This window comes from Crossiella sp. NPDC003009 (genome assembly GCF_053591555.1).
Genome location: NZ_JBSFUA010000048.1, coordinates 1 through 25,374, shown reverse-complemented (window position 1 = coordinate 25,374; position 25,374 = coordinate 1). Strand labels below are relative to the sequence as shown.

Below are 25,374 nucleotides of genomic sequence, written 5' to 3'. Positions count from 1 at the left end.
GGATGCGCCCGGTCCGGGTACCCCGAGCGCGGCAGGATCGTGCCAGAGGAGAGGGTGACCGCGATGACCGACGTGGCGAGCAAGGGGTCCGGGCCGGGCGATGAGCGCCCGGTGCTGACCAACCGGCAGGGCCATCCGGTGTACGACAACCAGAACCAGCGCACGGTCGGCGCGCGCGGACCGGCCACGCTGGAGAACTACCAGTTCCTGGAGAAGATCAGCCATTTCGACCGGGAGCGGATCCCGGAGCGGGTGGTGCACGCCAGGGGCACCACCGCCTTCGGCTACTTCGAGGCCTACGGCAAGTGGGGCGAGGAGCCGATCTCCCGGTACACCAGGGCGAAGCTGTTCGCCGAGCCGGGCAAGCGCACCGAGGTCGCGGTGCGCTTCTCCACCGTGATCGGCGGCCGGGACTCCTCCGAGGCCGCCCGGGACCCGCGCGGGTTCGCGGTGAAGTTCTACACCGAGGACGGCAACTGGGACCTGGTCGGCAACAACCTGGCGGTGTTCTTCATCAGGGACGCGATCAAGTTCCCGGACGTCATCCACGCGCTCAAGCCCGACCCGGTGACCTTCCGGCAGGAGCCGAACCGGATCTTCGACTTCATGTCGCAGACCCCGGAGGCCATGCACATGCTGGTGAACCTGTTCAGCCCCAGGGGAATCCCGGCGGACTACCGGCACATGCAGGGCTTCGGCGTGAACACCTACAAGTGGGTCGACGCCGACGGGCGCACGCACCTGGTGAAGTACCACTGGATGCCCAAGTGCGGGGTCAAGAGCATGACCGCGGCGGACGCGGCCGTGGTGCAGGCCAATGAACTCGGCCATGCCACCAAGGACCTGCGGGACGCCATCGAGTCAGGCGACTACCCGGAGTGGGAGCTGCTGGTGCAGCTGATGACCGACGAGGAGCACCCCGAGCTGGACTTCGACCCGCTTGACGACACCAAGGTGTGGCCGGAACAGGAGTTCCCCGCGCTGCCGGTGGGGCGGATGGTGCTGGACCGCCCGGTATCGGACAACTTCGCCGAGAACGAGCAGATCTCCTTCGGCACCGGGGTGCTGGTGGACGGCCTGGACTTCTCCGACGACAAGATGCTGGTGGGCCGCACGTTCTCCTACAGCGACACCCAGCGCTACCGGGTCGGCCCGAACTACCTGCAGCTGCCGGTCAACCAGGCCCGCAACGCGCAGGTGCGCACCAACCAGCGGGACGGCGCGATGACCTACCGGGTGGACGCGGCGGGGGAGAACCCGCACGTGAACTACGAGCCCTCGATCACCGGCGGCCTGCGCGAGGCGGAGTACCCGACCCACGACGAGCAGGGGCCGGAGATCACCGGCAGGGTGACCCGCAAGCGGATCCCGCGCACCAACGACTACCTCCAGGCGGGGCAGCGGTTCCGGCTGATGGAGCAGTGGGAGCGGGACGACCTGGTGCACAACCTGATCGACCAGCTGGGACAGTGCGAGCGGGCCATCCAGGAGCGGATGGTGTGGCACTTCCTGCTGGTGGAGGACGAGCTCGGACTGCGGGTCGGCGAGGGTCTGGGCATCGCGCCCGCGGATGTGGCGGATCTGGAACCGCTGGCGAGCCAGGACCTTTCCGAGGAGGACCGGGAACGGTTGTCCCGGCTGGGCAAGAACGGGCCGCGGCCGGTGGACGGGCTCACCATGACCCACTGCGTGCCCAACCAGCGGTACCAGCCCGCCGGCTGAGCGCTGCCGTGCGGGCCGGAAACGACCGGCCCGCACGGCTTTCCGGCTCAGCGCAGGGTGTAGGCCTGGCGCAGCGTCTGGTGCGCCTTGGCGCCGGCGGCGTCCTCGGCGGTCAGCCGCAGCGACACCTTGTCGCCGGCCTTGCCCAGCGCGGGCAGCAGGCCGGTCCAGCCCGCGCCCGTCTTGCGCAGCGGTACCGGCTGCCAGCTCGCGCCGTCCAGGCTGACCTCCAGGGTCGCCTTGGTCTCGCCCTCGCCGTGGTGCGTGGACACCGTGACTGGTAGCGGTTTCCCGGCCTTGGCGGTGTTGTCCCGGTCCAGGCCGAGGTTCGGCGTCACGTACAGCAGGCGCAGGTGGCGCAGTTCGGCCGCGGTGTCGGAGCGGAAGGTCCAGCCCGCCTCGGCCTGCCGGTCCCCGTAGGTCGCCTTGGCGCTCAGCTCGAAGGTGGCCGGACCGGCCGGAACCCGCCAGTGCCCGTTGCCGGGCTGCTGGGTGCGGCCGATCTCGGTGCCACCGCTGGACAACGTGGTCTCGCCGGTGACCGACTGGTAGGCCTGCCGTGCGTACTGCGCCGGGTTCCCCTGCGGCACGAAGAGGTTCACGTTGGCCATCAGCTCGTCACCTCGACGGGCGGCGCCACCGTGGCCGCCGCCGGGCCTGGCCGCGAACGGACCGGCGTTGTAGTCCACGCGCTGGGCGCCGTGCCGGGTGAACCGGGTGGCCGCCAGGTCGAACTGCCTGCTGTCACCACCGGAGGCGCGGTCGAAACCGTTGCCCAGCTCGCTGTGCTTGCGCCACCAGCCCGGCGTCACGTACTCGGTGCGGGTGGCCCCGGCCGGCACCGGCGGCGCGCCCTCGCGGAAGGGGTAGCTGTCCGGGATCTCCGCGGCTGCCGGACCGTCCAGGCCCGGTCGCCAGCTGGGCCGGAAGGTGCTGTTGATGCCGTCCTCGCGGTAGGTGGCCTCGATCCGGCTCAGCTGGTGCCGGTGCGCGCGTAGCTTGCCGCCCTCGGCCATGGTGCCGGAGCTGGTGAAGGCCAGGTCGTAGCTGACCGGGCTGGTGGCGATGCCGTTGAGCCGCATCGACACCGGGCCCTTGGCCAGCAGCTCGCGCAGGGTGGTGAGGCGGTGTTCGGTGCTGCCGAGCACCGGGAGCGGCAGCTTGGTCTGCGGGCGCACCCGGCTGGGCTCGACCAGCAGCACCGCCTTCGCGCCCGCCTTGGCCACCGCGGTGATCCGGTCGAAGGCGTCCTCCCGGACCGGCGGGGTCAGCAGGGCCAGCTTGTCCTTGAGGTCCTTGCCCGCCAGGTCCGCCGGGTCGCCCGCCTTGACGTCCACTACCGGCAGGGTGTGCTCGCCGAGCAGCTGCGGCGAGGACCGGTTGCGCCACAGGCCGAGCGGAAGGCGTTGCGGGGCAACTAGGTGCGCGCTGATCTCCGGGCGGGCGGCGGTCACGTGGGTCAGGTGCCGGAAGTCCGCGGCCGAGCCGCCGAGCGAGCCGAGGTAGACCGGCGCGTCGGTGTCGGTGAAGGGCGGGAACAGGGCCGGGGACTTGCCGCCGGAGACCGCGCTCAGCTCGATCCCGGTGATCCGCAGGCTCGGATCGTCCAGCTCCACCTCCACCCGCTTCGCGGTGCGCGCGTCGGCGTTGAGCGTGATGTCCTTGTCCAGCCGCAGTTTTGGCGCGACCTGCTGGGTGAGCGAGACCGGGTCGCCCTGCTCGACCCCGCGCTGGTCGTACTCCTTGATGGTGCTGCTGAGCTGGTAGTCGCCCTTGGCGGCGCGCACGGTGGCCACGCCCTCCTCGCTGATCGCCAGCTGCTGGCTGGTGCCGTCCCGCAGGTCGGTCACGGTGAGCTCGGCCTCGCGCTCGGCGGTGACCGGCTTGCCGTCCCGGCCGGTGACCTTCACGGTCAGGTCGTAGCGCTCCTCCTCCACGTAGGAGCTGACCGCGGTGCGCACCACCACGTCCCCGGCGGTCGCGGTGAGCCAGCCGCCGTAGAGGCCGATCCGCCTGCCGGGGTCCACGGTGAGACTGACCTTCTCGGTTCCCTTGGCGGGCACCGTGATCCGCTGGGTGCTCAGTAAGAACTGACCGGGATCCGGCGCGCCGCCCTGTTTGTCCACAATGGACAGCGCCAGGTCGAGGGTGACCGGGGTGTCGCCGTCGTTGCGGTACACCACGTCCTTGCTCGCGGGCTGCTGACCCTGGTGCGGCCACTTGAAGTAGCCCAGGGAGAGTCCACCGGTCTCCGCGGTCACCTGCTGCCTGGTGGCGCGGTCCAGGTCGACCACGCCGGCGCCCTGGCCGTGCACGGACACCCCGGCCAGCGGTTTGGCGGTGCTCATCAGCGCCGCCTTCAGCCGGGCCGCGCTCCAGTCCGGGTGCGCCCCGGCCAGCACCGCGGCCGCGCCGGTCACGTGCGGGGCGGCCATCGAGGTGCCCGACATCGCCTGGTACCGCTCGCCGCCCCCGGGGTAGGCCTTGGCGGCCAGGATCTCGCCGCCCGGCGCGGCGATCTCCGGCTTGAGCCCGTAGTCCCCGGCCCGCGGGCCGCGCGAGGAGAAGTCGCTGAGCCTGCCGTCCTTGGTGGAGCTGGCCACCGCGAGCGCGGCGTCCGCGGTCGCCGGGTGGCCGACCGGCTCCTGCTCGCCGCTGTTGCCCGCCGCGATCACGAACAGCGTGCCGTGCTCGGCGGAGAGGCGGGTGATGGCCTCGCTCACCGGATCCGGCTGGGTCTGCCGGAGCCCGAAGCTCATGTTCACCGCCTTGGCCTTGTGCTCGGCCGCGGCCCAGGTCATCCCGGCCAGCGCGGCGTCCTCGGTGGGGCCGAAGTCGCCGACCTTGCCGAAGAGCAGCTTGGCGTCCTTGGCCACGCCGACCTGCTTGCCGCCACCGGCCGCGCCGCTGCCCGCGACGATGGAGGAGACGTGCGTGCCGTGACCGATGGTGTCCTTGATGCCGTGCGGGGAGTTCGAGAAGTCCTTGGCCTGCTTGAGCACCCCGGCGAAGTCCGGGTGGTCCACGTCGATGCCGCTGTCCAGCACCGCCACCGGCACGTCCTTGGCGGTGTGCCCGGCCTGCCAGGCGGCAGGCGCGCCGATCAGCGGCACGCTTTCATGCAGGGTGTACTTCAGCGTCGCGTTCAGCCACACCTTGCCGGTGGCGCGTGCGCGGGCCTGTTCCTTGACCGTGTTCCAGGTGCGGACCGCGGTGTTCTTGGGCGCGGACACCGCGGTCAGGCCCAGCGCGGGCAGCTCCCTGGTCCGGGTGGTGCCCGCCAGCGCGCTGGGCGCGGAACGGGTGCCGTCCCCGGCCAGCAGCAGCGGCACGTCCTGACGCTTGGCGTCCTCGTAGCCGGAGTCCAGCAGCAGGCTGATGTTGAACAGCCGGGGGTCCACCCGGCCTGCCCGCACCGGCGCCTCAGCGTCGCTGGGCCGCACCTGCCACTGGCCCTGCTCGGTCCAGCTGCGGAAGGCGGTGCCGGTCCGCTCCGGTCCGGCCTCGACGTGCACCGGACGGCCGCGCTCGTCCACGTGCACCTGGTCACCGGTGATCAGTGTGATGGTCCGCAGCCCGCCGCCGGCGGCTCCGCCCGGCGGCGGGCCGGGCGGGGCGGGGTCGGCGAGGGCGGGCACGCCCAGTGCCAGCAGTGCGGTCGCCAGCGCGGCGACCGGCAGCGTTCTCTTCCCGGGATGTCGCATGTGCTTTATGTTTCAGCTTCATCACGTGTGCGGTAGCGCATTGACAAAAAGCCGCACAAAGAGCAGACGAAAGTCGCTTCGGACCCTGATTCTTCCCTGGTCTTTTCGCTCAGGGTAACCAGTAGTCCGCAATTCCAACGGCAGCCTGACATCCAGCAGGGTGGGCGGTCGCGGTCAGCGGCCGGCCAGCCGGGAAAACCACGGTGTACTGCGGCCATTCGCGCGATGTACGGCACCGGACCGCGCCCCGAACGGCCCAGTCCGCGGCGAACGAGTGAGTCATCACGAATTCGTGTGAACGCGCCCGGCAACTCGCTGACCTGCCGAGTTCGTGACTTAGGCTCCCTGCCGTCCGGCCACAGGCGTCATTCGATCGATCCCTCTTCCCCGCCAGTAGTCCCGTCGTCGCGCATTCCGCGCATCGGCGGCCAAGGAGGAATTCGTGTCCGCTGTGCCCCTCGGAATGCCGGTCCGCCCGCCGGTCCCGCTCGCCCGGCGCAGGCGGACCCGCGCGCTGCGCGTGGGCGCGGTCCAGGTCGGCGGCGACGCGCCGATCAGCGTGCAGTCCATGACCACCACCCCGACCGCGGACGTCAACGCGACCCTGCAGCAGATCGCCGAGCTGACCGCGGCCGGTTGTCAGCTGGTCCGGGTCGCGGTGCCCAGCCAGGACGACGCGGACGCGCTGCCCGCCATCGCGCGCAAGTCCCCGCTGCCGGTCATCGCCGACATCCACTTCCAGCCGAAGTACGTCTTCGCCGCGATCGACGCCGGCTGCGCCGCGGTGCGGGTCAACCCCGGCAACATCCGCCAGTTCGACGACCGGGTCGGCGAGATCGCCAAGGCCGCGGGCGCGGCGGGCGTGCCGATCCGGATCGGGGTCAACGCCGGTTCGCTGGACGAGCGGTTGCTGCGCAAGTACGGCAAGGCCACCCCGGAGGCGCTGGTCGCCTCGGCGTTGTGGGAGTGCTCGCTGTTCGAGGAGCACGGGTTCACCGACCTGAAGCTCTCGGTCAAGCACCACGACCCGGTGGTCATGGTCAACGCCTACCGCCAGCTCGCCGCCCAGTGCGACTACCCGCTGCACCTGGGCGTCACCGAGGCCGGGCCGGCCTTCCAGGGCACCATCAAGTCCGCGGCGGCCTTCGGCGCGCTGCTCGGCGAGGGCATCGGCGACACCATCCGGGTCTCGCTGTCCGCGCCGCCGGTGGAGGAAGTCAAGGTGGGCATCGGGATCCTGGAGTCCCTCGGGTTGCGGGAACGCGGACTGGAGATCGTCTCCTGCCCGTCCTGCGGGCGCGCGCAGGTGGATGTGTACCGGCTCGCCGAGGAGGTGACCGCGGCCCTGGAGGGCATGTCGGTGCCGCTGCGGGTCGCGGTGATGGGCTGTGTGGTCAACGGGCCTGGCGAGGCGAGGGAGGCCGATCTCGGGGTGGCCTCCGGCAACGGCAAGGGCCAGATCTTCGTCAAGGGCAAGGTGATCAAGACGGTGCCGGAGCACCGGATCGCGGAGACCCTGATCGAGGAGGCGCTGGCGCTGGCCGAGCGGATGGCGGTGGAACGCGAGTGACCCAGCCGCTGGAACAGGACTTCGAGCTGCTGCCGTGCTACTGCCCGATCGAACCGGCCGTGCACCCCGCGGTCGCCGACATCGAGCAGCGCGCCGTGGCCTGGCTGGACCGGATGGCCCTGCCGGGGGTGTCGCGCACACGTCTGCTCGGCACCCGCAGCGCCGAGTTCTTCTGCCGTTTTGTGCCCACGGGCGCCACCCACAACGTGCTGGCCGCGACGCTGTGGGTGTACTGGGGCTTCGCCTTCGACGACGTCCGCTGCGACACCGGCGTCCTCTCCGCCAACCCGGCCCAGTTCCTGCCCGAGGCGGCGAAAGTCCAGCAGGCGCTGGAGAATCCGGCGCGCACCGGCCTGACCGACCCGTACGCCCTTGCCCTGCACGACATCGGCGCCCGCTTCCGCGGCTGCGCCACCCCGACCCAGGTCCGCCGCTTCACCGAGGCGCACCGCCGCTGGCTGTTCGCGGTGGCCTGGCAGGTGGCCAACCGCGCCACCGGCCGGATGCCCGGCCTGGACGAGTACCTGAGCATGCGCCTGGGCACCAGCGGCGGCCCGCCTACCATGGCCATGCTGGAGATCGGCCTCGGCGAGGAGGTGCCCTCGTCCGAACTGGACTCACCACGGGTCCGTGCCCTCACCGACTGCGCCAGCATGGTGGCCGCGCTGGACAACGACCTGCACTCCTACCGCAAGGAAAGGTTGCTGGGCCAGACCGAGCAGAACCTGGTCACCGTGCTGCGCACCGGGTCCGAGCGCTCCCTGGAGGAGGCGGTGCTGGCCGCGGTGGGCATCAGGGACCGGCTGATGAGCCTGTTCCTGCGGCTGGCGGAACGGGTGCGGCGGGGTGGGTCCGCGCCACTGCGGTCCTATGTTGACTGTCTGGGGCACGGGATCAGAGGCAACATCGACTGGGCCCTGCGGGTACCGCGCTACCAGGGGCTGGGCAGCCCAGGCTGGTCGCAGGCGCCGCTGGACCCGAGTCCGGAGCCGCTGCCTTACCCGACGGTGGCCTGGTGGTGGGACGAGCTGCGGGAATGACGCACGGCTCGCCTTGCCGGTCACGGCGGTGCTGACCGCGACGACCGGACGCTGACATGCTGTAGAGATGCGAACCCGGTGCAGCGCGGTCCTGCTCGCCCTGGTGCTGGCCACCCAGGCCTGCGGCCAGGCCGAACCACCACCGGCGCCCGCGCCGAGCCTGCCCGCGGACTGGCCCACCCAGCACGGCGCCGCGGTGCGCGAGGTGCCGATGCCCGCCGGTCAGCTGCTCGGCTACCTGCCGGAGCTGACCGCGGGCCACGTGCTCTGCACCGCGCCCACGGCGGAGGACTGGCGGGCCGTGATGCGCGGCGAGGTGCGCACCGAGGTCTTCCTCACCGACCAGTGCCACGTGGTCTCCGCCCGGTTCGAGCTGACCGCCCGGCTGACCAGTGACCTGGTCACCGGCGCGGACACGGTGGCGGGGCGGCGGGCCAGGGTGGACCGGCAGGAGCGGGCCAGCGACCTGGACGTGGAGCTGGTCACCGAGGAAGCGGCCCGGCCCTACCGGGGACTGCGGCCCACGCTCAGCGTCACGGTGAAGCTGCGCGAGCAGTCCGCGAGCGACGAGCAGGGCGAGACCGGCCAGATCGCCAAGGAGGCGGCCGAGGCGGTGCTGCGCCGGGCCGGGGGAGCGGGACCGGAACTGCCGCGGCTCAACGAGAAAAGCGAGCTGGCCGCGGTGGCGCCCCAGCCGCCGCTGCCCGGCTTCGGCGTGGCCGACCAGCCACTTCCCGTTGCGGCTCAGCAACTCTGCCTGATCCTGGGCGAGGCGTTCCGGGTCGACCCGGTGCTCGGCACCGCCGAACCCAGTGGCGTGTGCGCGATCCCGGTGCGGGCGGGGCGGGTGGTCGCGACCATGACCCAGGCCGGCCGGGACCGGCCCTACCAGGGCAGCGTGGCGGGACGGCCGGTGGCGCGGGACGGCCAGGAGCAGGTGTGGATCGGGCTGCGGGAGGACTCGGCGCAGCAGGTGCACCTGGCCGGGCCGGTGCCGGAGGACGTGCTGGCCGCGGTGGTCCCCCGGCTAGCGGGGCGCTGACACCAGCAGCTCGCCCACCCTGGTCCTGGTGTACTTGACCTGCCGCCCCAGCCGGTGCCCGGTGACCAGCCCGGCCGCGCTCAGCGCGCCCAGGTGCTGGGACACCCCGCCGGCGGTCAGGCCGGTGCGGCGGGCCAGGTCGGTGGTGGACAGCGGATCGCCCAGCGCCAGCAGCAACGTCGCCCGGGAGCGGCCCAGCACCCCGGCCAGGGCTTCCGGCGGGCAGCGCTGTTCGCGGTGGTCCCACAGGGTGGCGATGCCGCGTGGCGGGTAGAACAGGGTCTGCTGCCAGCCCGCCGCCTCGACCATGGTCAGCGCGTCCGGCCAGGTGAACACCGAGGGCACCAGCAGCAGGCCGTCGCCGGTGAGCTGGGCGGAGAGCACGCAGCAGCGCTTGTCCACCCGCAGCACGCCGTTGGCCCAGTGCAGGTGCGGGTGCAGGTCCTCGAACAGCAGCTGGTGCCCGCCCAGGGCCAGCCGCCGGGCCCGGAAGTGCACCTCGGCTTCGAGGAGGTCCCGCAGGCGCGGCCAGTACGGCTGGATCGCCAGCTCCCAGTAGGCCCGCACCACCTCCACCAGCTCGGCCAGCCGGCCCGGATCGGCGTGCAGCGCCCGGACGAACCCGGCCTGCGGCGGGTAGTCGAAGTAGGCCAGGTCCTTGCGGATCTGCGCCGGCGTGGACCGGGCCATCAGGGCCAGCTCGGTGTCGAAGTCGGGCACCGCGGTGTCCGGTGGCGGGGTGAGGAAGTCCGGGAAACCGCTGTGCGGGCCGGGGATCAGGTCGGTCAACGGGGTGAGGTCCAGGCCGGCGTCGGCCAGCCGCTCGCGGGTCTCGCGCAGCCACGGGAAGTGCAGCGCGTGCTCGCCGGGCGTCTTGAGCACCCGCACGCTCACCACGGTCTCCCACAGCGGCGAGAACGCGAACCGGGTCCGCGCCAGGTCGGCGACGGAGAACTCCAGCTCCAGCTCAGGCATGGTGCCACCCCCACGATTTAGCTCACTCTAAATCATTGCCGGGCGGTCGGGTAAGGGGCGCAGGCTCAGCACCGTGAGCACCGAGACCACCCACGCCAGCCCCGCGCGGACCGGACCCTTCGCCGGTCTGCCGCGCCCGTTCTGGATCCTGTTCTACGGCAGCCTGGTCAACCGCATCGGCGGCGTGGTCGCCGGGTTCCTCGTGCTCTACCTGACCGCCATGGGCATCCCCCTGGACCAGGTCGGCCTGGTGCTGGCGGCCAAGGGCGTCGGCGCGCTGTTCAGCCAGCCCCTCGGCGGCGTGCTCACCGACCGGGTCGGCCGCCGGTTCACCCTGATGCTCGGGCTGCTGTCCAGCGCAGGCTGCCTGATGCTGCTCGGCGCGGTGCACAGCCTGCCGCTGCTGATCGGCGCGGCCTTCCTGCACGGCGTGGCGGCCGACATCTTCCGCCCGGCCGCCGCCGCGCTGATCGCCGACGTGGTGGAGCGCCCGCTGCTCACCAAGGCCTACGGGCTCCAGTTCTGGGCTATCAACCTCGGCTTCTCGGTGGCCAGCGTGATGGCGGGCCACCTCGCCGACTCCGGCTACTGGCTGCTGTTCGCGCTCAACGCCACCGGCTGCACCGCCTTCGCGGTCATCGTCGGCCTCGGCATTCCCAAGTCCGCCGAACGCACGGTCAAGTCCACTGTGGACGGTCCGGTGTTCGGGCTGCGCGCGCTGCTGCGGGACCGGCTGCTGCTCGGGCTGGTGCTGCTGGTCCTGGTGCACGCCACCGTCTACACCCAGGCCGAGGTCATCATTCCGTTGGCCATCAAGGACTCCGGGCTCGGCGCGGCGGGCTACGGCAGCATCGTCGCGGTCAACGGCGTGCTCATCGTCATCCTGCAGCCGCTGGCCAGCACCTGGGTGGCGCGCTTCGACCGGATGCGGGTGCTCGCCATCGCCTGGGCCGTGGTCGGCCTCGGCATGGCACTGACCGGACTGGCCGACACCGCGCTGGAGTACGTGCTGACCGTGGTGGTGTGGACCCTCGGCGAGATCGCCATGGCCGGACTGCTCGGCGCGCTGGCCGCCGACCTCGCGCCACCGGCCGCGCGCGGCCGCTACCAGGCCGCCATCGGGTTCGGGTTCAGCGCCGCCGCGCTCACCGGGCCGCTGCTGGGCACCTGGGTCTACCAGCACGGTGGACCGGCCGCCGCCTGGACCGGCTGCCTCGTCCTCGGCCTGCTCGGCGCGGCCGGCGCGCTCGCCATCGGCCCGGCCGTCCGCCGACGGATTTATACGGAACATTAACTTCATGAGTTTGTGAAACTTCTGTAGCTTGGTGGCATGACGATCTCGTTGCCGAACGCGCTGCCCACCACGCGGCCCGCAGGCTGCCCCTTCGACCCGCCCGCGGAGCTGGGGCGGCTGCGGGAGACCGAACCCCTGGCCAGGATGCGCTTCCCGGACGGCCACCTCGGTTGGGTGGTCACCGGGCACGCGCTGGCCAGGCAGATCCTGGCCGACCCCCGGTTCAGCTCCCGCGGCGAGCTGCGGCACGTGCCGATCGACGTGGAGCGGTTCAAGGGCAAGGCCCTGCCGCCGGTGCCGCGCGGCATGTTCATCCAGCTGGACCCGCCCGAGCACACCCACTACCGCAGGCTGCTCACCGGCCAGTTCACCGTGCGCCGGATGAACGAGCTGATCCCGCGGATCGAGCAGATCGCCGAGGAGCACCTGGACGCGATGGCCCGCAAGGGCCCGCCCGCCGAGCTGGTGCACGACTACGCGCTGGCCATCCCGTCCCTGGTGATCTGCGAGCTGCTTGGCGTGCCCTATGCCGAGCGGGCGGTCTTCCACGAGCGCACCAAGCTGATGATGAACCTGGAAAGCGGCGACGAGGAGGTGATGGCCGCCTTCGGCGAGATCATGGCCTACCTGGGCGAGCTGATCGAGCGCAAGCGGGCCGAACCGGCCGACGACCTGCTCAGCGGACTGGTCACCGGCGGCGAGCTGGACCAGGAGGAGCTGATCTCCTTCGCCGTGCTGTTGCTCACCGCCGGGCACGAGACCACCGCGAACATGCTCTCCCTCGGCGCCTTCGCGCTGCTGGAGAACCCGGAGCAGCTCAAGGCTTTCACCGGCGAGCCCGAGCTGGTCGAGCCCGCGGTGGAGGAGCTGCTGCGCTACCTGACCATCACCCACTTCGGCTTGCAGCGGGTCGCGCTGGAGGACGTGCAGATCGCCGGAGTGGCCATCGCCAAGGGCGAGTGCGTGCAGCTGCACACCCCGGCCGCGAACCGGGACCCGGCGAAGTTCCCGCACCCGGACCAGCTGGACCTGGGCAGGCACGCCAGTGGGCACCTCGCCTTCGGCCACGGCGTGCACCAGTGCCTCGGCCAGCAGCTGGCCAGGGTGGAGATGCGGATCGGCTACCGCAAGCTGTTCCAGCGCTTCCCGACGCTGCGCCTGGCCGTGCCCGCCGAGGAGGTGCCGATGCGCACCAAGATGGGCATCTACGGCGTGCACAGCCTCCCGGTCACCTGGGAGTCCTGATGCGAGTCGAGGTCGACACCGATCGTTGTTGTGGCGCGGGCATGTGCGCGCTCACCGCGCCCGCGGTCTTCGACCAGGATGAGCAGGCCGGCACGGTGCTGCTGCTGACCCCGCGACCGTTGGCGAGCGAGCTCGCCGCGGTCCGGGAGGCGGCCCAGCTGTGCCCGGCGGCGGCCATCACGCTGGAGGAGAGTTCGTGAAGATCGTGATCGTGACGGCGGGCTCGCGCGGGGACACCGCGCCGTTCACCGGCCTGGGGGCGCGGTTGCAAGAGGCGGGGCACGAGGTGTCGCTGGCCGCGCAGCAGCTGTTCGAGCCGATGGCCCGGCAGGCGGGGCTCGGCTTCCGGAAGATGCCCGGCGACATCCGCGCGGACTTCGCCAGCAAGGCGGGCCAGGACTTCCAGCACCACGGCATCGGCCTGCGCGGGCTGCCCGCGCAGCTCCGCTTCGCCAGCAAGATGATCAGCGACCTGGGCCGGGGCGCGCAGCGGGCGGTCGAGGGCGCCGACCTGGTGCTGACCCACCGCGCCGCGTTCGGCTTCGTGTACTGGATCGCCAGGAACGCGGGCATCCCGAGCATGGGCCTGGAGCTGTTCCCCAGCGGCGTCATCCCCTCCGGCGAGCTGCCGCCGATCTCGCTGGCCACTCGTTCGCTGGGCCGCACCGGCAACCTGGCCGCGCACGCGATGATGCGCGGCTTCGCCCAGCTGGGCGGCGGCTTCCTGCCCGGGTACAAGGAGTTCCTGCGCGAGCAGGGCGTGCGCAGCGCGAGCGCGCTCTACCGCGACATCCGGCAGACCCGCTGGCCGGTGCTGCACGGCTGGAGCCCCCAGGTGCTGCCCCGGCCCAGTGACTGGCCCGCCCAGGCCGAGGTGGTCGGCTACTGGTGGCCCTGGCAGTCCCCGGACTACCAGCCGCCTGCCGAACTGGCCGAGTTCCTGGCCGCCGGGGAGCCGCCGGTGTTCCTGTCCTTCGGCAGCATGGCCCCCGGCCGGGCGCGGGAGCTCTCCGAGATCGCGGTCGAGGCGATGACACTGGCCAAGGTCCGCGGCGTGGTCCAGGCCGGGTGGAACGAGCTGGCCGCCACCGGCGAGCACGTGCTCTCCATCGGCGAGGTGCCGCACGGCTGGCTGTTCCCGAGGATGGCCGCGGTGGTGCACCACGGCGGCGCCGGCACCACCGGCGCCGGGGTGCGCGCGGGCGTGCCCTCGGTGATCGTGCCGGTGCTGGGCGACCAGCCGCTGTGGGCCGACCGGCTGGCCGAGCTCGGCGTCAGCCCCGGCTCGGTCCCGCTCAAGAAGATCACCGCGCCCCGGCTGGCCGCCTTGATCAAGGACGCGGTCACCGGACCCGGCTACCGCCGCCGCGCCGCGGCACTGGCCGAGCGGGTCGCCCAGGAGGACGGCGCCGGCCGGGTCATCGAGGCGGTGGCCCGGCTGGGCGCCAGAGCCTGACCCTGGTCACACTCGGGCCGCTCGCGGTGGGAAACCGGGCCGCGATGTGACACGGTGGTTAGGCGAAGATCGACGAGGGGGTGCGCGTGCCCAACGCCAGTGCTGTGTCCGGCCCGGCATGGACCGAACCCACCGGCACACCGGGCGTCCCGCGCTACCCCCTCAACGTCGAAGCCCCCGTGCTGGCCGCGCTGGAGCGGCTGCTGCCCGGAATCTCCCCGCCGTCCGGATCCGGCCCCGAGTGGCTCACCCTCACCGGCCGACATCCCTGGCCCGCCGAGGACCGGCCGCGCCGGGCGAGCCTGCGGATGCTCGCCCGCGCGGCCCAGCTGCTGCCCGAGGCCGAGGACTGGCAGGAAGCCGCCGAACAGGCCATCGCCTACGACGCCTACCTCGCCGAGGACCCGCTGCTGCGCGGCCTGGAGGTCGCGGCCACCTGGCGCGGCGTGCTGCTCCGCCGCCACAGCGTGGACGCCTGGCGCCGCTGGTGGGCCGCGCTGGCCGGACACCCCGACCCGCACGAGCTCACCACCGAGTCCCTCCCCGATGTCACGGTCGCCGCCTTCGCCGCAGACCTGCCCGCGCACACCGATGCCGCGGGCCACCCGGCTCCCGCCGAGCTCTCCCTCCGCCTGGCCCCGGTCCCCGGCGCGCTGGCCACCCTGCTGATCGGCGCCCAGCGCGCGGAAACCTTGCGCGGCAAGGCCAAGATCGCCTTCCTCGGCCAGACCGGGGTGTACCTGGACCCCGGCTTCGTGGCCCATCGCGCGGAGTCGGCGCGGGGCCTGCGGGCCCTCGGTCGCACGCTGGTGGCGGACATGCTGGCCCAGGCGCGCCGGATCGGTGTCCGCCGCAACCAGCCGCCACCGCGGGACGCGCGGCCCGACGCGAGCCCGATCCCCCTGCACCTCAACACCCTCGGCCGGCTCGCCCAAGCCGAGAACCTCTTCTCCGCCACCGAGGACGACGGCCTCGGTGTCACCCCGCTCGGCGCGCGCCTGCTGGAGGTCTCCCCGTGAGCACCCCGCTGTCCCTGCTCGCCGAGTGGACCGGCCCGCTGCGCGAGCTGCTGATCACCGGCCACGCCGTCGACCTCGACTTCCTGGAACGGCACTGCCTGCCCAGAGCCCGCGAGCTCGGCGCGCGGGTCACCGTGCTCACCGGGCACGGCGCGGCCCAGCACGACCCGGCCGACGTCCGTTTCGCCGGACGGGCCTACCAGCACGGGCACGCGCTGGGCCCGGGCAGGTTCCTGCCCAGGCTCGCGGTGCTGCTCGGCGCGGACCGGGTCGCGGTGGCGGTCGGCTCGGGCGATCCCACCCTGGACGGCTACACCGGCGGCGGCCTGTGGCTGGCCGTGCACGGCGACCTGGCCGAGGGACCGGTAGCCCTGGCCGACCTCGGCACCTGGCTGGCCGACCTGGCCCAGGCACTGACCCTGCCGTCCTGGCTGGCCGACACCCTGGACGAGATCGCCATCGCCATGGTGCCCTCGGCCACCAGGGAGGCCGGGCTGCGCTTCCTCGGCAACCTCACCGAACCCCTGCTGGCCCAGCTGCCCGCTGGCCCCGTCCGGGTGCTCGGCCTGACCGCGCCCGCCGCCGACCCGGCCGCCGTGCACGCCCTCACCGAGCACCTCCAGCCGCGCGAGGTCCGCACCGCGCCGGCGAGCGCGACGCTGATCGAGTGGCAGGCCACTGACGGCCGGTGGACCGCGCTGGCCGGCGGCCACCTCACCGGATCCGGGCTGCTGCGCTCGGTCGCCGAGGGCGGCGACTGCGTGCTGGCCGCGCTGCACCCGCGCGCGGAGTCCGTTGCGCCCGAAGGCGAAAGTGGTCCGCTGCCCCCGGAAACCCCTGCGTCACAGGACACTGTGTCGCAGCGCACAGGGGGACCCCGCCTGCTCGGCGCTTTTCGCGAGGACGACACTACGGTGGTGGAGTTCCTGGTGCCGCGCGGCACCCACGGCGTCATCATCGAAACCCTGACCGACAACGGCTGGCTGGCCGCCCATCGGGTGCCCGCCGCCGAGCTGTACGTCAGCGGCCCCGTGCGCGCCCGGGTTCCCGCCGAGGAACCGGGGATCGCGCTCCGGGTGAGCGCACTGGTGGACGAGCGCCGCGTCGCCTCTGGCCCCGCGCACGTCGCCGACCTGACCGCCTGCGCGCCCCGCACCGAGCAGAGCAGCGGCTCCGGCCTGTCCGACCGGCCCGCGGCCGCGCTGCTCGCCGACCCGGCCCGCCTGAGCCGGTTCACCGACACCCTCGGCAAGATTACCGCTGATCAACTGCCGTTCCGGCCGGATTGGGCTGCCTACGTGCACTTCACCCGATCGGTTCTCGGCGACCCGCTGACCGAGCGGGTGCTGCCCGGCGCGGTCTCCGTGCTGCCCGAACCCAGGCCCACCGCCTGGACCGTCGGCGAGCTCGCCGAGGACGGCCACCCCGCCGGCCCGCTGCTCCAGGACGAGGACCGGGACAAGGTCCGCGCACTGGCCGGCCGCTGGGCCGCCGCGGCCGGGCCGGACGCGCCGCTGCCGGTGCGCATGCTGCTCACCTGCCTGTACCTGGACCTGCTCGCCGCCGGGGTCTGGGGTCACGACGACGAATGGCGGCCCGGCCTCAGTGCGCTGGCGCAGTCCCTGTGCCCCACCGAGGCCGAGCAGAAGGCACTGCCCGACCAGGCGCAGGCGCGGCTGAGCACCCTGCTCGCCGCCTGCCTCGCCCTGCTGTTGCAGGATGCCGATCTCCAAGGCGGCTCAGCCGCCGACCGGACCGCGCGCCACGCGTGGGAGCGATGTTATGAATGGGCCGCATTCGGCAGGCCCGAGTTGGTGGAACCGCTGTTGCCGGACACGCGGCGGTTCGAAGGGAGAACGACCACGGTGACCGAGGTCGAGCAGCTGTTGGAACTGGCCGAGAACTCGGTGGACGAACCGAGCGCGGCCGTGCAGGAAGATCTGCGCGAGCGAGGATTCGAGATCGACCGGCTGGACGGCGCGTGGGTGGTGACCGGCGAGTGCCGGCGCCCGCTGCGCGAAGCCGCCCGGATGATCACCGACTTCGCCGCGGTGAGCAAGCAGGGCGGCACCGCGGTGGTGGTGAGCAACCGCCGCACCATGGCACTGCTGCTGTGGAGCGGGCGTTCGCTGGCCTTCACCGAGGGCAAGCCGCCGACCTGGCGCAGCTACCAGCTGTCCGGGATGAGCACCCCGCACAGCCTGATCGGCGGCAGTGAGGGCGTCCCAGCGACCAAGGACATCCGCAAGCTGCTGCCACTGCCGGACCCGGTGCGCGAGCTGGCCGAGCGCTGCGGGGTCGACCTGCCGTCGCTGATCAGCCGCGACCTGGTGGGCCGCTGAACCCAGTCCTGGGCGACCTGATCGCCGCCGCGGGACTGCCCGCGGCGGCCCAGGTCGAGCCGATCGGCGGCGACGGACTGGACAACACGCTGCACCTGGCCGTGCTCGCCGACGGCCGGAAAGTGGTGCTGCGCCAACATGAACAGCCCCGGCCCAGCCCGAGGGCGATGGCGGAGTTCCTGGCCGCCAACCAGGTTGGCGCGCCGGCGCTGCTGGCCGCGAACGACCGCGGCGACCGGCTGGTGGCCTACGTCGAGGGCGTCACCCTGGCCGAGGCCGTGCGCACGGGAACCGCGACCGACCGGGTCTGGCACGCGGTCGGCCAGGCGCTGGCCGCGGTGCACGCGGTCGGCTTCCCCGCGCACCTGCACGGCGAGCTCCGCCCCGACGGGCTCCGGCTGACCCCGGCCGACCCGGTCGACCGGCTGCGCGCCGAACTGGCCGCGACCCAGCCGTGGGTGCGCGAACACCGCCCCGCCCTGCTGCCCCTGCTGCCCGCGGTCGACGCCGCGCTGCTCGCGCACGCCGGTGAGCTGCGCGCCGAGCGACCCTGTCTGGTGCACGGCGACGTCAACCTGTTCAACGTGATCATCGACCCGGACCGGGCCACCCTGATCGACTGGGACTACCCCGGCGTCCGCCAGCCCCTCGACGAGCTGTCCGCGTTCCAGGAGCACGCCTACCTGCACGGCGCCGAGCTGCCCCCGGCCTTCTGGACCGGCTACGGCCGCACCGTGCCGGAGATTCCGCTGCTGCTGCACCGCGTCGTGGGCTGCCTGGGCTGGCTGGCCAGCGAGGACTGGGCGGAGTGGGCCGCCGACGAGTCGCTGTCCGCGGCCGCGGTGACCAGGGTCGGACTCTGGCGGCAACGACTGCTCGACTGGATCGACCGGCTGCCGGAACTCCTAGAACACTTGGACGTCCGTCACTCCGTATCGACATAGTTGGACGTCCTACTATATGTTCGGCCGTGGGTGGCGCTGATCACTCGCCAGGTGTCCGCGAAGCACAGTGGGGTGCGTCCATGGTCAACGAACTGACCCATTTCGTCGGCGGCAAGCCGGTTCCCGGTACCTCGGGCAACTTCGGCGATGTCTACGACCCCAACACCGGGAAGGTGCAGGCCAAGGTGCCGCTCGCCTCGGTCGAGGAGACCAGGGCGGCCATCGCCGACGCGGCCGCCGCCCAGGTGGAGTGGGCGGCCTGGAACCCGCAGCGGCGGGCCAGGGTGCTGCTGCGCTTCCTCGACCTGGCCCAGCGGGAGCTGGACTCCCTCGCCCGGCTGCTCTCCAGCGAGCACGGCAAGACCGTGGCCGACGCCAAGGGCGACATCCAGCGCGGTCTTGAGGTGGTCGAGTTCGCCGCGGGCGCCCCGCACCTGCTCAAGGGCGAGTTCACCGACGGCGCGGGCGGCGGCATCGACGTGCACTCGCTGCGCCAGCCGCTCGGCGTGGTCGCCGGGATCACCCCGTTCAACTTCCCCGCGATGATCCCGCTGTGGAAGATCGCGCCCGCGATCGCCTGCGGCAACGCCTTCATCCTCAAGCCGTCCGAGCGCGACCCCTCGGTGCCGCTGCGCATCGCCGAGCTGTTCCTGGAAGCCGGCCTGCCGCCGGGCGTGCTCAACGTGGTCAACGGTGACAAGACCGCGGTGGACACCCTGCTCACCGACCCGCGGATCGAGGCGGTCGGCTTCGTCGGCTCCTCCGACATCGCGCACTACGTCTACTCGACCGCCACCGCCAACGGCAAGCGCGCCCAGTGCTTCGGCGGCGCCAAGAACCACATGATCATCATGCCGGACGCGGACCTGGACGGGGCGGTGGACGCCCTGCTCGGCGCCGGTTTCGGCTCCGCCGGCCAGCGCTGCATGGCGATCTCGGTCGCGGTGCCGGTCGGCCAGGCCACCGCGGACGCGCTGGCCGAGAAGCTGGCGGCCAAGGTCAAGGAGCTGCGCATCGGGCACTCCTTCGACGAGCAGGCCGAGTTCGGCCCGCTCTCCAGCGCCGGACTGCTGGAGAAGGTCCGCGGCTACGTCGACGCCGGCGTCGCCGAGGGCGCGACGCTGCTGGTCGACGGCCGCGACTTCACCCTGGCAGGCCACGAGGACGGCTACTTCCTCGGCGCCTGCCTGTTCGACCACGTCACCCCGGAGATGAGCATCTACCGCGAGGAGATCTTCGGCCCGGTGCTCACCATCGTGCGCGCCGAGGACTACGAGTCGGCCCTGCGCCTGCCCTCCGAACACGAGTACGGCAACGGCGTGGCCATCTTCACCCGCGACGGCGACACCGCCCGCGACTTCTCCCGCCGGGTGCGCGCGGGCATGGTCGGGGTGAACGTGCCGATCCCGGTGCCGGTGGCCTACCACACCTTCGGCGGCTGGAAGCGCTCCGGCTTCGGCGACCTCAACCAGCACGGGCCGGACTCGTTCAAGTTCTACACCCGGACCAAGACGGTCACCTCGCGCTGGCCGTCCGGGGTCAAGGAAGGCGCGTCCTTCGTCATCCCCACCATGGACTGAGCCGATGACCATCTCGGAGATCCGGCCGGACGTGTTCGGGCTCAACGAGGACCAGCGCGCCATCCGGGAGATGGCCGCCGACTTCGCCGCCGAGCACCTGGCCCCGCACGCGGTGGACTGGGACCAGCGCAAGCACTTCCCGGTCGACGTGCTGCGCAAGGCCGCGCAGCTGGGCATGGGCGGCATCTACGTCGGCGAGGAGCACGGCGGGTCCGGGCTCAGCCGCCTGGACGCGGTGCTGGTGTTCGAGTCGCTGGCCACCGGCTGCCCGTCCATCGCCGGTTACCTGTCCATCCACAACATGGTCGCCGGCATGCTGGACCGCTTCGGCGACGACGCCCAGCGCGCCAAGTGGCTGCCCGGCCTGGTCTCGATGGACCTGCTGGCCAGCTACTGCCTCACCGAGCCCGACGCCGGTTCCGACGCCGCCGCACTGCGCACCAGCGCGGTCCGCGACGGCGACGACTACGTGCTCACCGGGGTCAAGCAGTTCATCTCCGGCGCGGGGGCCTCGGACTTCTACCTGGTGATGGCGCGCACCGGCGGGCCGGGCGCGGGCGGGGTGTCCGCCTTCGCGGTGGAGAAGGGCACGCCGGGCCTGGAGTTCGGCGCCAACGAGCAGAAGATGGGCTGGAACGCCCAGCCCACCCGCCAGGTCATCATGGACGGCGTGCGGGTGCCCGCGGCCAACCTGATCGGCGGCGAGGGCAACGGTTTCCGCATCGCCATGTCCGGCCTGGACGGCGGGCGGATCAACATCGCCGCCTGCTCCCTCGGTGGTGCGCAGGCCGCGCTGGACAAGTCGATCGAGCACCTCGGCCAGCGCACCGCCTTCGGCGGGCCGCTGAGCAAGCAGCAGGCGCTGCGGTTCACCGTGGCCGACATGGGCACCGAGCTGGAAGCGGCCCGGCTGCTGCTGTGGCGGGCCGCCTCCGCGCTGGACGCCCGCCACCCCGAGGCCACCCGGCTGTGCGCGATGGCCAAGCGCTTCGCCACCGACACCGGCTTCGAAGTGGCGAACCGCGCGCTGCAACTGCACGGTGGGTACGGATACCTCGCCGAGTACGGAGTGGAGAAGATCGTGCGTGACCTCCGGGTGCACCAGATCCTCGAAGGGACCAACGAGATCATGCGGGTCATCGTCTCCCGCGGCCTGATGGGCGGTGACCGATGAGCGAGGACATCCTCATCAGGCTCACCGACGGCCTTGGCCGGATCACCCTGAACCGGCCGCGGGCGATCAACGCGCTCAGCGACGACATGCTGCGCGAGATGGGCACGGCGCTCGCGGAGTGGGCGAACGACCCCGCGGTGCACGCGGTGCTGCTGGACGGCGCCGGCGAGCGCGGCCTGTGCGCCGGCGGCGACATCCGCTCGATCTACCAGGCGATCCAGGACGGCACCGACGGGCCGATCGACTTCTGGCGCGAGGAGTACCAGGTCAACGCGCTGATCGCGAACTACCCCAAGCCGTACGCGGTGTTCATGGACGGCCTGGTCATGGGCGGCGGGGTCGGGGTGTCCGCGCACGGCAGCGTGCGGGTGGTCACCGAGCGGACCGCGATCGGCATGCCCGAGGTCTCCATCGGCTTCATCCCCGACGTGGGCGGCACCTTCCTGCTCTCCCGCGCTCCCGGCGAGCTGGGCACCCACCTCGCGCTCACCGGCGGCCGGATCGGCGCCGCGGACGCGATCCTGTGCGGCCTGGCCGACCAGTACCTGCCCAGCGCGGCCCTGCCCGAACTGGCCGAACTGCCCGCCGAGCAGCTGCTGGTGGAGATCGCCGCCCGCGCGGAGACCCCGCCGGCCGGTCAGCTCGCCGAGGACCGGGAGTGGATCGACTCCTGCTACGCCGCCGACACCGTCGAGCAGATCCTGGCCAACCTCTACGGCAGCGGACACCCGGGAGCCGAGGCCGCGGCCAAGGAGATCCAGGCCAAGGCGCCCACCGCGGTCAAGGTCGCCCTGCGCGCCCTGCGCACCGCCCGCGGACTGTCCACTGTGGAGGAATGCCTGAACCTGGAGCACCGCCTGGTCAGCCGGTTCCTCACCGCGCCGGACCTGGCCGAGGGCATCCGCGCCGCGGTCATCGACAAGGACCGCAACCCGACCTGGCAGCCGGCCACCCTGGCCGAGGTCACCGACGCCGCGGTCGAGGAGTACTTCACCCCGAAGCCAGGACAGCAGCCCGTGTTCGGAGGTTCGGCATGACCGTCATCGGATTCCTCGGCCTGGGCAACATGGGCGGCCCGATGGCCGCCAACCTGGTCAAGGCCGGGCACACCGTGCACGGCTACGACCCGGTCGCCGCCGCGGTGGACGCCGCCGAAGCCGCGGGCGTCAGCCCGGCAGGCAGCGCGGTGCAGGCCGTGCGGGCGGCCGAGGTGGTCATCACCATGCTGCCCAGCGGTGCGCACGTGCTGGACTGCTACCGGGAGATCCTGCCCGAGGCCAAGCCCGGCACCCTGTTCCTGGACTGCTCCACCATCGACGTGGCCGCCGCCCGCCAGGCCGCCGAGGCGGCCGCGAACGCCGGGCACGCCGCACTGGACGCCCCGGTCTCCGGGGGCGTCGTCGGCGCCCAGGCCGCCACCCTGACCTTCATGGTAGGCGGAAGCACCGACAACTTCGCCCGCGCGGAGCCGATCCTGGCGGTGATGGGCCGTCGCTCGGTGCACTGCGGCGAGTCCGGAGCCGGGCAGGCCGCCAAGATCTGCAACAACATGATCCTGGGCATCTCCATGGTCGCGGTCAGCGAGGCGTTCGTGCTGGGGGAGCAGCTCGGCCTGTCCCACCAGGCGCTCTTCGACGTGGCCTCCACCGCCTCCGGCCAGTGCTGGGCGCTGACCACCAACTGCCCGGTGCCCGGCCCGGTGCCCGGCAGCCCGGCCAACCGGGACTACCAGCCCGGCTTCGCCACCGCGCTGATGCTCAAGGACCTCGGCCTGGCCGAGGCCGCGGCCACCGAGACCGGCACGGACACCGCGCTGGGGCGGCACACCGCGGAGTTGTTCCGCGCCTATGCCGCCGAGGGTGGGGCCGGGACTGACTTCTCCGGCATCATCAACGCCATCCGTGACCGCTCGAAGCAGGGAGACCAGGCGTGAGCTACGAAACCATCCTCCTGGAGCGACGCGAGCGGGTCGGCCTGATCACGCTCAACCGGCCCAAGGCGCTCAACGCGCTGAACCTGCAGCTGATGCGCGAGGTCACCACCGCGGCCCGGGAGCTGGACCGCGACCCGGAGATCGGCGCGCTGGTGATCACCGGTTCGGCCAAGGCCTTCGCGGCCGGCGCGGACATCAAGGAGATGCAGCCCAACGGTTATCCGCAGGTCTACCTGGACGACTGGTTCGCCGAGTGGGACCAGCTGGCCCAGGTGCGCAAGCCGATCATCGCCGCGGTCTCCGGCTACGCGCTGGGCGGCGGCTGCGAGCTGGCCATGATCTGCGACGTGCTGCTGGCCGCCGACACCGCGAAGTTCGGCCAGCCGGAGATCAAGCTCGGCGTGATCCCCGGCATCGGCGGCTCGCAGCGGCTCACCCGCGCGATCGGCAAGGCCAAGGCGATGGAGCTGTGCCTGACCGGCCGGATGATGGACGCCGAGGAGGCCGAGCGGGCCGGACTGGTCTCCCGCATCGTGCCCGCGGACTCGCTGCTGGAGGACGCGCTGGCCACCGCGGCCACCATCGCCGGGATGTCCGCCCCGATCGCGATCATGGCCAAGGAGGCGGTGAACCGCGCCTACGAGACCACCCTGGCCGAGGGCGTCCGGTTCGAGCGCCGCCTGTTCCACGCCACCTTCGCCACCGCGGACCAGAAGGAGGGCATGGCCGCCTTCATCGAGAAGCGCGCGGCCAAGTTCGAGCACAACTGACCTGGTCCGGACACGCCAGCACACCCCCAGCTGCCCACCGGCGCGCGAGCCCGGTGGCAAGCTGGGGGCCATGAAGCCGTGGGCGAAGACGCTGCTGGCCTCGCTCGGTGTGGTGGGCCTGGTCGTGGTGGTCTACGTGACCTACCTGCTCACCGTGGTGTACCGGCCGATCGACATCTACGCGGTCACCTACGAGGTCTCCGGCGCGGTCGCCCCGGCGCGGATCGAGTACCTCCACGAGCCCACCGGCGACCGGGACAAGCCACCGGTGCAGGCCACTGTGGACGGAGCCTCGCTGCCGTGGCAGCAAGAGGTGGCCATCCCACCCGGCGCGGAGGCCAGGGTCAGCGTCGCCGACCCGGCCGCCGGGCTGAGCTGCGTGATCACCCTGGACAAGGGCCGCAGCCGGGAACGCGTGCTGGCCACCAGGACGGCCGAACCGGGACAGCCGCTGGTCTGCACCGCGCGCACGCCGACCGGGGAGACGCTCAACGGCGCACTGGCCCGCCCCACACCTCGGTGACCAGCCCGGTCCGCAGCCGCGCCGCCTCAGTGTCCACTGTGGACGGTTCGGCGTGCAGTGCGCCGAAGGCGATCTCGGTGTAGTGCACGGCCAGCCCGGTCAGCGCCAGCCTGCCGCGCGGGGAGTACCAGCGGGCCACCCCGCCGCACATCTCCAGCAGCGCCAACCGGGTCACCGCGGGCGCCGAGGTGCGGAACACCCCGCGGGCGCAGCCCTCCTCGATGGCCGCCCGCCACAGGTCCTCGTACTCCTCCCGCTGCGCCACCACGCTCGCCCGGGCGGCGGGGGAGAGGGCCCGCAGCTCGTGGTCTGCCACCGCGGTCTCCAGCGGGTGCAGCGCATGGCTGAGCACATGCACCTGCACCAGCCCGGCCAGCCGCGACCGCGGATCCGGATCCGCCGCGACCACCCGGTGCCCCGCGGTCAGCAGCCGGGACATGCACTCACGCATGATCCGCAGCAGCAGGTCCTCCTTGGTGCCCATGTAGTGGTACAGGCTGGCCGAGGACAACCCGGCCGCCTCGGCCAGATCACGGATCCCGGTGCCGTGGAAGCCTTTCGCCGCGAACAGGGTCAGCGCCGCCCGCCGAATGCGGTCCGCCGCCGGCACGGACTTGGCCGCCCTGGCCGCCTTGGTCACGGTCACCGGCGCTCCTCGTCTGGGGGTCCCCCGGCCGACGCCAAGCCGCCGAGGATGCCACGCATGGTGGCAGACCACGGCCCGGGCCGACCGCCGGGGCACCTGGCCGGACGACCGGTTCATCCCCACCGCGCACCAAGACGCCACCCCAGAACCCGCCGCCGCGCCGGGCTCTGCGCCCGCCCGCACTCGCCCCACAGCGTGCCGCCATCACCCGCCGCCGCACCGCGCCCACGCCTGTGGTCCATCCACCGCCAGCATAATCCGCCCGCGCACCGCCGCCCCGCCACCACCGCTGCCCCCCCCGCCCACACTGCCGCCGCGCCAGCGCCACAGCCACCGCGCCGAGCTCGCGCCCGTGGCCATCCGCCACCGCCGCAATCCGCCCGCGCGCTGCTGCC

General features: G+C 72.5%; 20 protein-coding genes. 17 read left to right on the top strand and 3 right to left on the bottom strand.

Annotated features, from left to right (window positions below):
- Positions 1–63: 63 nt before the first annotated feature.
- Positions 64–1,722: a catalase gene (locus ACWDY5_RS33950; protein ID WP_449726228.1), complete on the top strand. Its 1,659-nt coding sequence runs from the start codon at positions 64–66 to the stop codon at positions 1,720–1,722.
- 47 nt (positions 1,723–1,769) lie between these two features.
- On the opposite strand, the gene ACWDY5_RS33945 is transcribed toward ACWDY5_RS33950, so the two are convergent.
- A complete protein-coding gene (locus tag ACWDY5_RS33945; RefSeq protein WP_449726227.1) occupies positions 1,770–5,426 on the bottom strand; it encodes a S8 family peptidase in 3,657 nt (1,218 codons plus the stop codon).
- A gap of 463 nt (positions 5,427–5,889) precedes the next feature.
- Between ACWDY5_RS33945 and ispG the strand changes: the two genes are divergently transcribed.
- The 3 genes from ispG (at position 5,890) to ACWDY5_RS33930 (ending at position 9,078) form a co-directional block, all read left to right on the top strand.
- The gene (gene ispG / locus ACWDY5_RS33940) at positions 5,890–6,996 is read left to right on the top strand and encodes a flavodoxin-dependent (E)-4-hydroxy-3-methylbut-2-enyl-diphosphate synthase (protein WP_449726268.1); all 1,107 of its coding nucleotides are present in this window, start codon (positions 5,890–5,892) and stop codon (positions 6,994–6,996) included.
- On the top strand, positions 6,993–8,036 hold the full coding sequence (locus tag ACWDY5_RS33935) for a terpene synthase family protein (RefSeq protein ID WP_449726226.1): 1,044 nt from the start codon (positions 6,993–6,995) through the stop codon (positions 8,034–8,036). The genes ispG and ACWDY5_RS33935 overlap by 4 nt, the downstream gene beginning before the upstream one ends.
- Positions 8,037–8,103: 67 nt before the next feature.
- Positions 8,104–9,078 carry a hypothetical protein gene (locus ACWDY5_RS33930; RefSeq protein ID WP_449726225.1) on the top strand — a complete coding sequence of 325 codons (975 nt, stop codon included), beginning with the start codon at positions 8,104–8,106 and terminating at the stop codon, positions 9,076–9,078.
- Here ACWDY5_RS33930 and ACWDY5_RS33925 read toward each other — a convergent pair.
- Entirely contained in the window at positions 9,064–10,053 is a 990-nt protein-coding gene (locus ACWDY5_RS33925; protein ID WP_449726224.1) for a DUF5937 family protein, read from the bottom strand. The two genes, ACWDY5_RS33930 and ACWDY5_RS33925, sit on opposite strands and share 15 nt — an antisense overlap.
- A gap of 73 nt (positions 10,054–10,126) precedes the next feature.
- Between ACWDY5_RS33925 and ACWDY5_RS33920 the strand changes: the two genes are divergently transcribed.
- The 13 genes from ACWDY5_RS33920 to ACWDY5_RS33860 all read left to right on the top strand — a co-directional run bounded on the left by ACWDY5_RS33920 (position 10,127) and on the right by ACWDY5_RS33860 (position 24,333).
- Positions 10,127–11,347, top strand: coding sequence for an MFS transporter (locus ACWDY5_RS33920; RefSeq protein ID WP_449726223.1), 1,221 nt, complete (start codon positions 10,127–10,129; stop codon positions 11,345–11,347).
- A gap of 36 nt (positions 11,348–11,383) precedes the next feature.
- Positions 11,384–12,592, top strand: coding sequence for a cytochrome P450 (locus ACWDY5_RS33915; RefSeq protein ID WP_449726222.1), 1,209 nt, complete (start codon positions 11,384–11,386; stop codon positions 12,590–12,592).
- Positions 12,592–12,792, top strand: coding sequence for a ferredoxin (locus ACWDY5_RS33910; RefSeq protein ID WP_449726221.1), 201 nt, complete (start codon positions 12,592–12,594; stop codon positions 12,790–12,792). Before ACWDY5_RS33915 ends, ACWDY5_RS33910 begins: the two co-directional genes overlap by 1 nt.
- The gene (locus ACWDY5_RS33905; RefSeq protein WP_449726220.1) at positions 12,789–14,048 is read left to right on the top strand and encodes a glycosyltransferase; all 1,260 of its coding nucleotides are present in this window, start codon (positions 12,789–12,791) and stop codon (positions 14,046–14,048) included. Before ACWDY5_RS33910 ends, ACWDY5_RS33905 begins: the two co-directional genes overlap by 4 nt.
- Before the next feature lie 86 nt (positions 14,049–14,134).
- Complete coding sequence (locus ACWDY5_RS33900; protein WP_449726219.1) at positions 14,135–15,067, top strand: hypothetical protein; 933 nt, start codon at positions 14,135–14,137, stop codon at positions 15,065–15,067.
- Complete coding sequence (locus ACWDY5_RS33895) at positions 15,064–17,409, top strand: hypothetical protein (protein ID WP_449726218.1); 2,346 nt, start codon at positions 15,064–15,066, stop codon at positions 17,407–17,409. The genes ACWDY5_RS33900 and ACWDY5_RS33895 overlap by 4 nt, the downstream gene beginning before the upstream one ends.
- Positions 17,358–18,353, top strand: a complete 996-nt coding sequence (locus tag ACWDY5_RS33890; RefSeq protein ID WP_449726267.1) for a phosphotransferase family protein — start codon at positions 17,358–17,360, stop codon at positions 18,351–18,353. Before ACWDY5_RS33895 ends, ACWDY5_RS33890 begins: the two co-directional genes overlap by 52 nt.
- An 80-nt stretch (positions 18,354–18,433) precedes the next feature.
- On the top strand, positions 18,434–19,933 hold the full coding sequence (locus ACWDY5_RS33885) for a CoA-acylating methylmalonate-semialdehyde dehydrogenase (RefSeq protein WP_449726217.1): 1,500 nt from the start codon (positions 18,434–18,436) through the stop codon (positions 19,931–19,933).
- Between the two features lie 4 nt (positions 19,934–19,937).
- Positions 19,938–21,107 carry an isobutyryl-CoA dehydrogenase gene (locus ACWDY5_RS33880; protein WP_449726216.1) on the top strand — a complete coding sequence of 390 codons (1,170 nt, stop codon included), beginning with the start codon at positions 19,938–19,940 and terminating at the stop codon, positions 21,105–21,107.
- Positions 21,104–22,144 carry an enoyl-CoA hydratase/isomerase family protein gene (locus tag ACWDY5_RS33875; RefSeq protein ID WP_449726215.1) on the top strand — a complete coding sequence of 347 codons (1,041 nt, stop codon included), beginning with the start codon at positions 21,104–21,106 and terminating at the stop codon, positions 22,142–22,144. Before ACWDY5_RS33880 ends, ACWDY5_RS33875 begins: the two co-directional genes overlap by 4 nt.
- Complete coding sequence (mmsB, locus tag ACWDY5_RS33870; protein ID WP_252479569.1) at positions 22,141–23,040, top strand: 3-hydroxyisobutyrate dehydrogenase; 900 nt, start codon at positions 22,141–22,143, stop codon at positions 23,038–23,040. Before ACWDY5_RS33875 ends, mmsB begins: the two co-directional genes overlap by 4 nt.
- The gene (locus ACWDY5_RS33865) at positions 23,037–23,810 is read left to right on the top strand and encodes an enoyl-CoA hydratase (RefSeq protein ID WP_449726214.1); all 774 of its coding nucleotides are present in this window, start codon (positions 23,037–23,039) and stop codon (positions 23,808–23,810) included. The genes mmsB and ACWDY5_RS33865 overlap by 4 nt, the downstream gene beginning before the upstream one ends.
- Positions 23,811–23,880: 70 nt before the next feature.
- The gene (locus tag ACWDY5_RS33860; RefSeq protein ID WP_449726213.1) at positions 23,881–24,333 is read left to right on the top strand and encodes an MmpS family transport accessory protein; all 453 of its coding nucleotides are present in this window, start codon (positions 23,881–23,883) and stop codon (positions 24,331–24,333) included.
- Here ACWDY5_RS33860 and ACWDY5_RS33855 read toward each other — a convergent pair.
- The gene (locus tag ACWDY5_RS33855; protein ID WP_449726266.1) at positions 24,299–24,943 is read right to left on the bottom strand and encodes a TetR/AcrR family transcriptional regulator; all 645 of its coding nucleotides are present in this window, start codon (positions 24,941–24,943) and stop codon (positions 24,299–24,301) included. The genes ACWDY5_RS33860 and ACWDY5_RS33855 overlap by 35 nt on opposite strands.
- Positions 24,944–25,374: the final 431 nt, after the last annotated feature.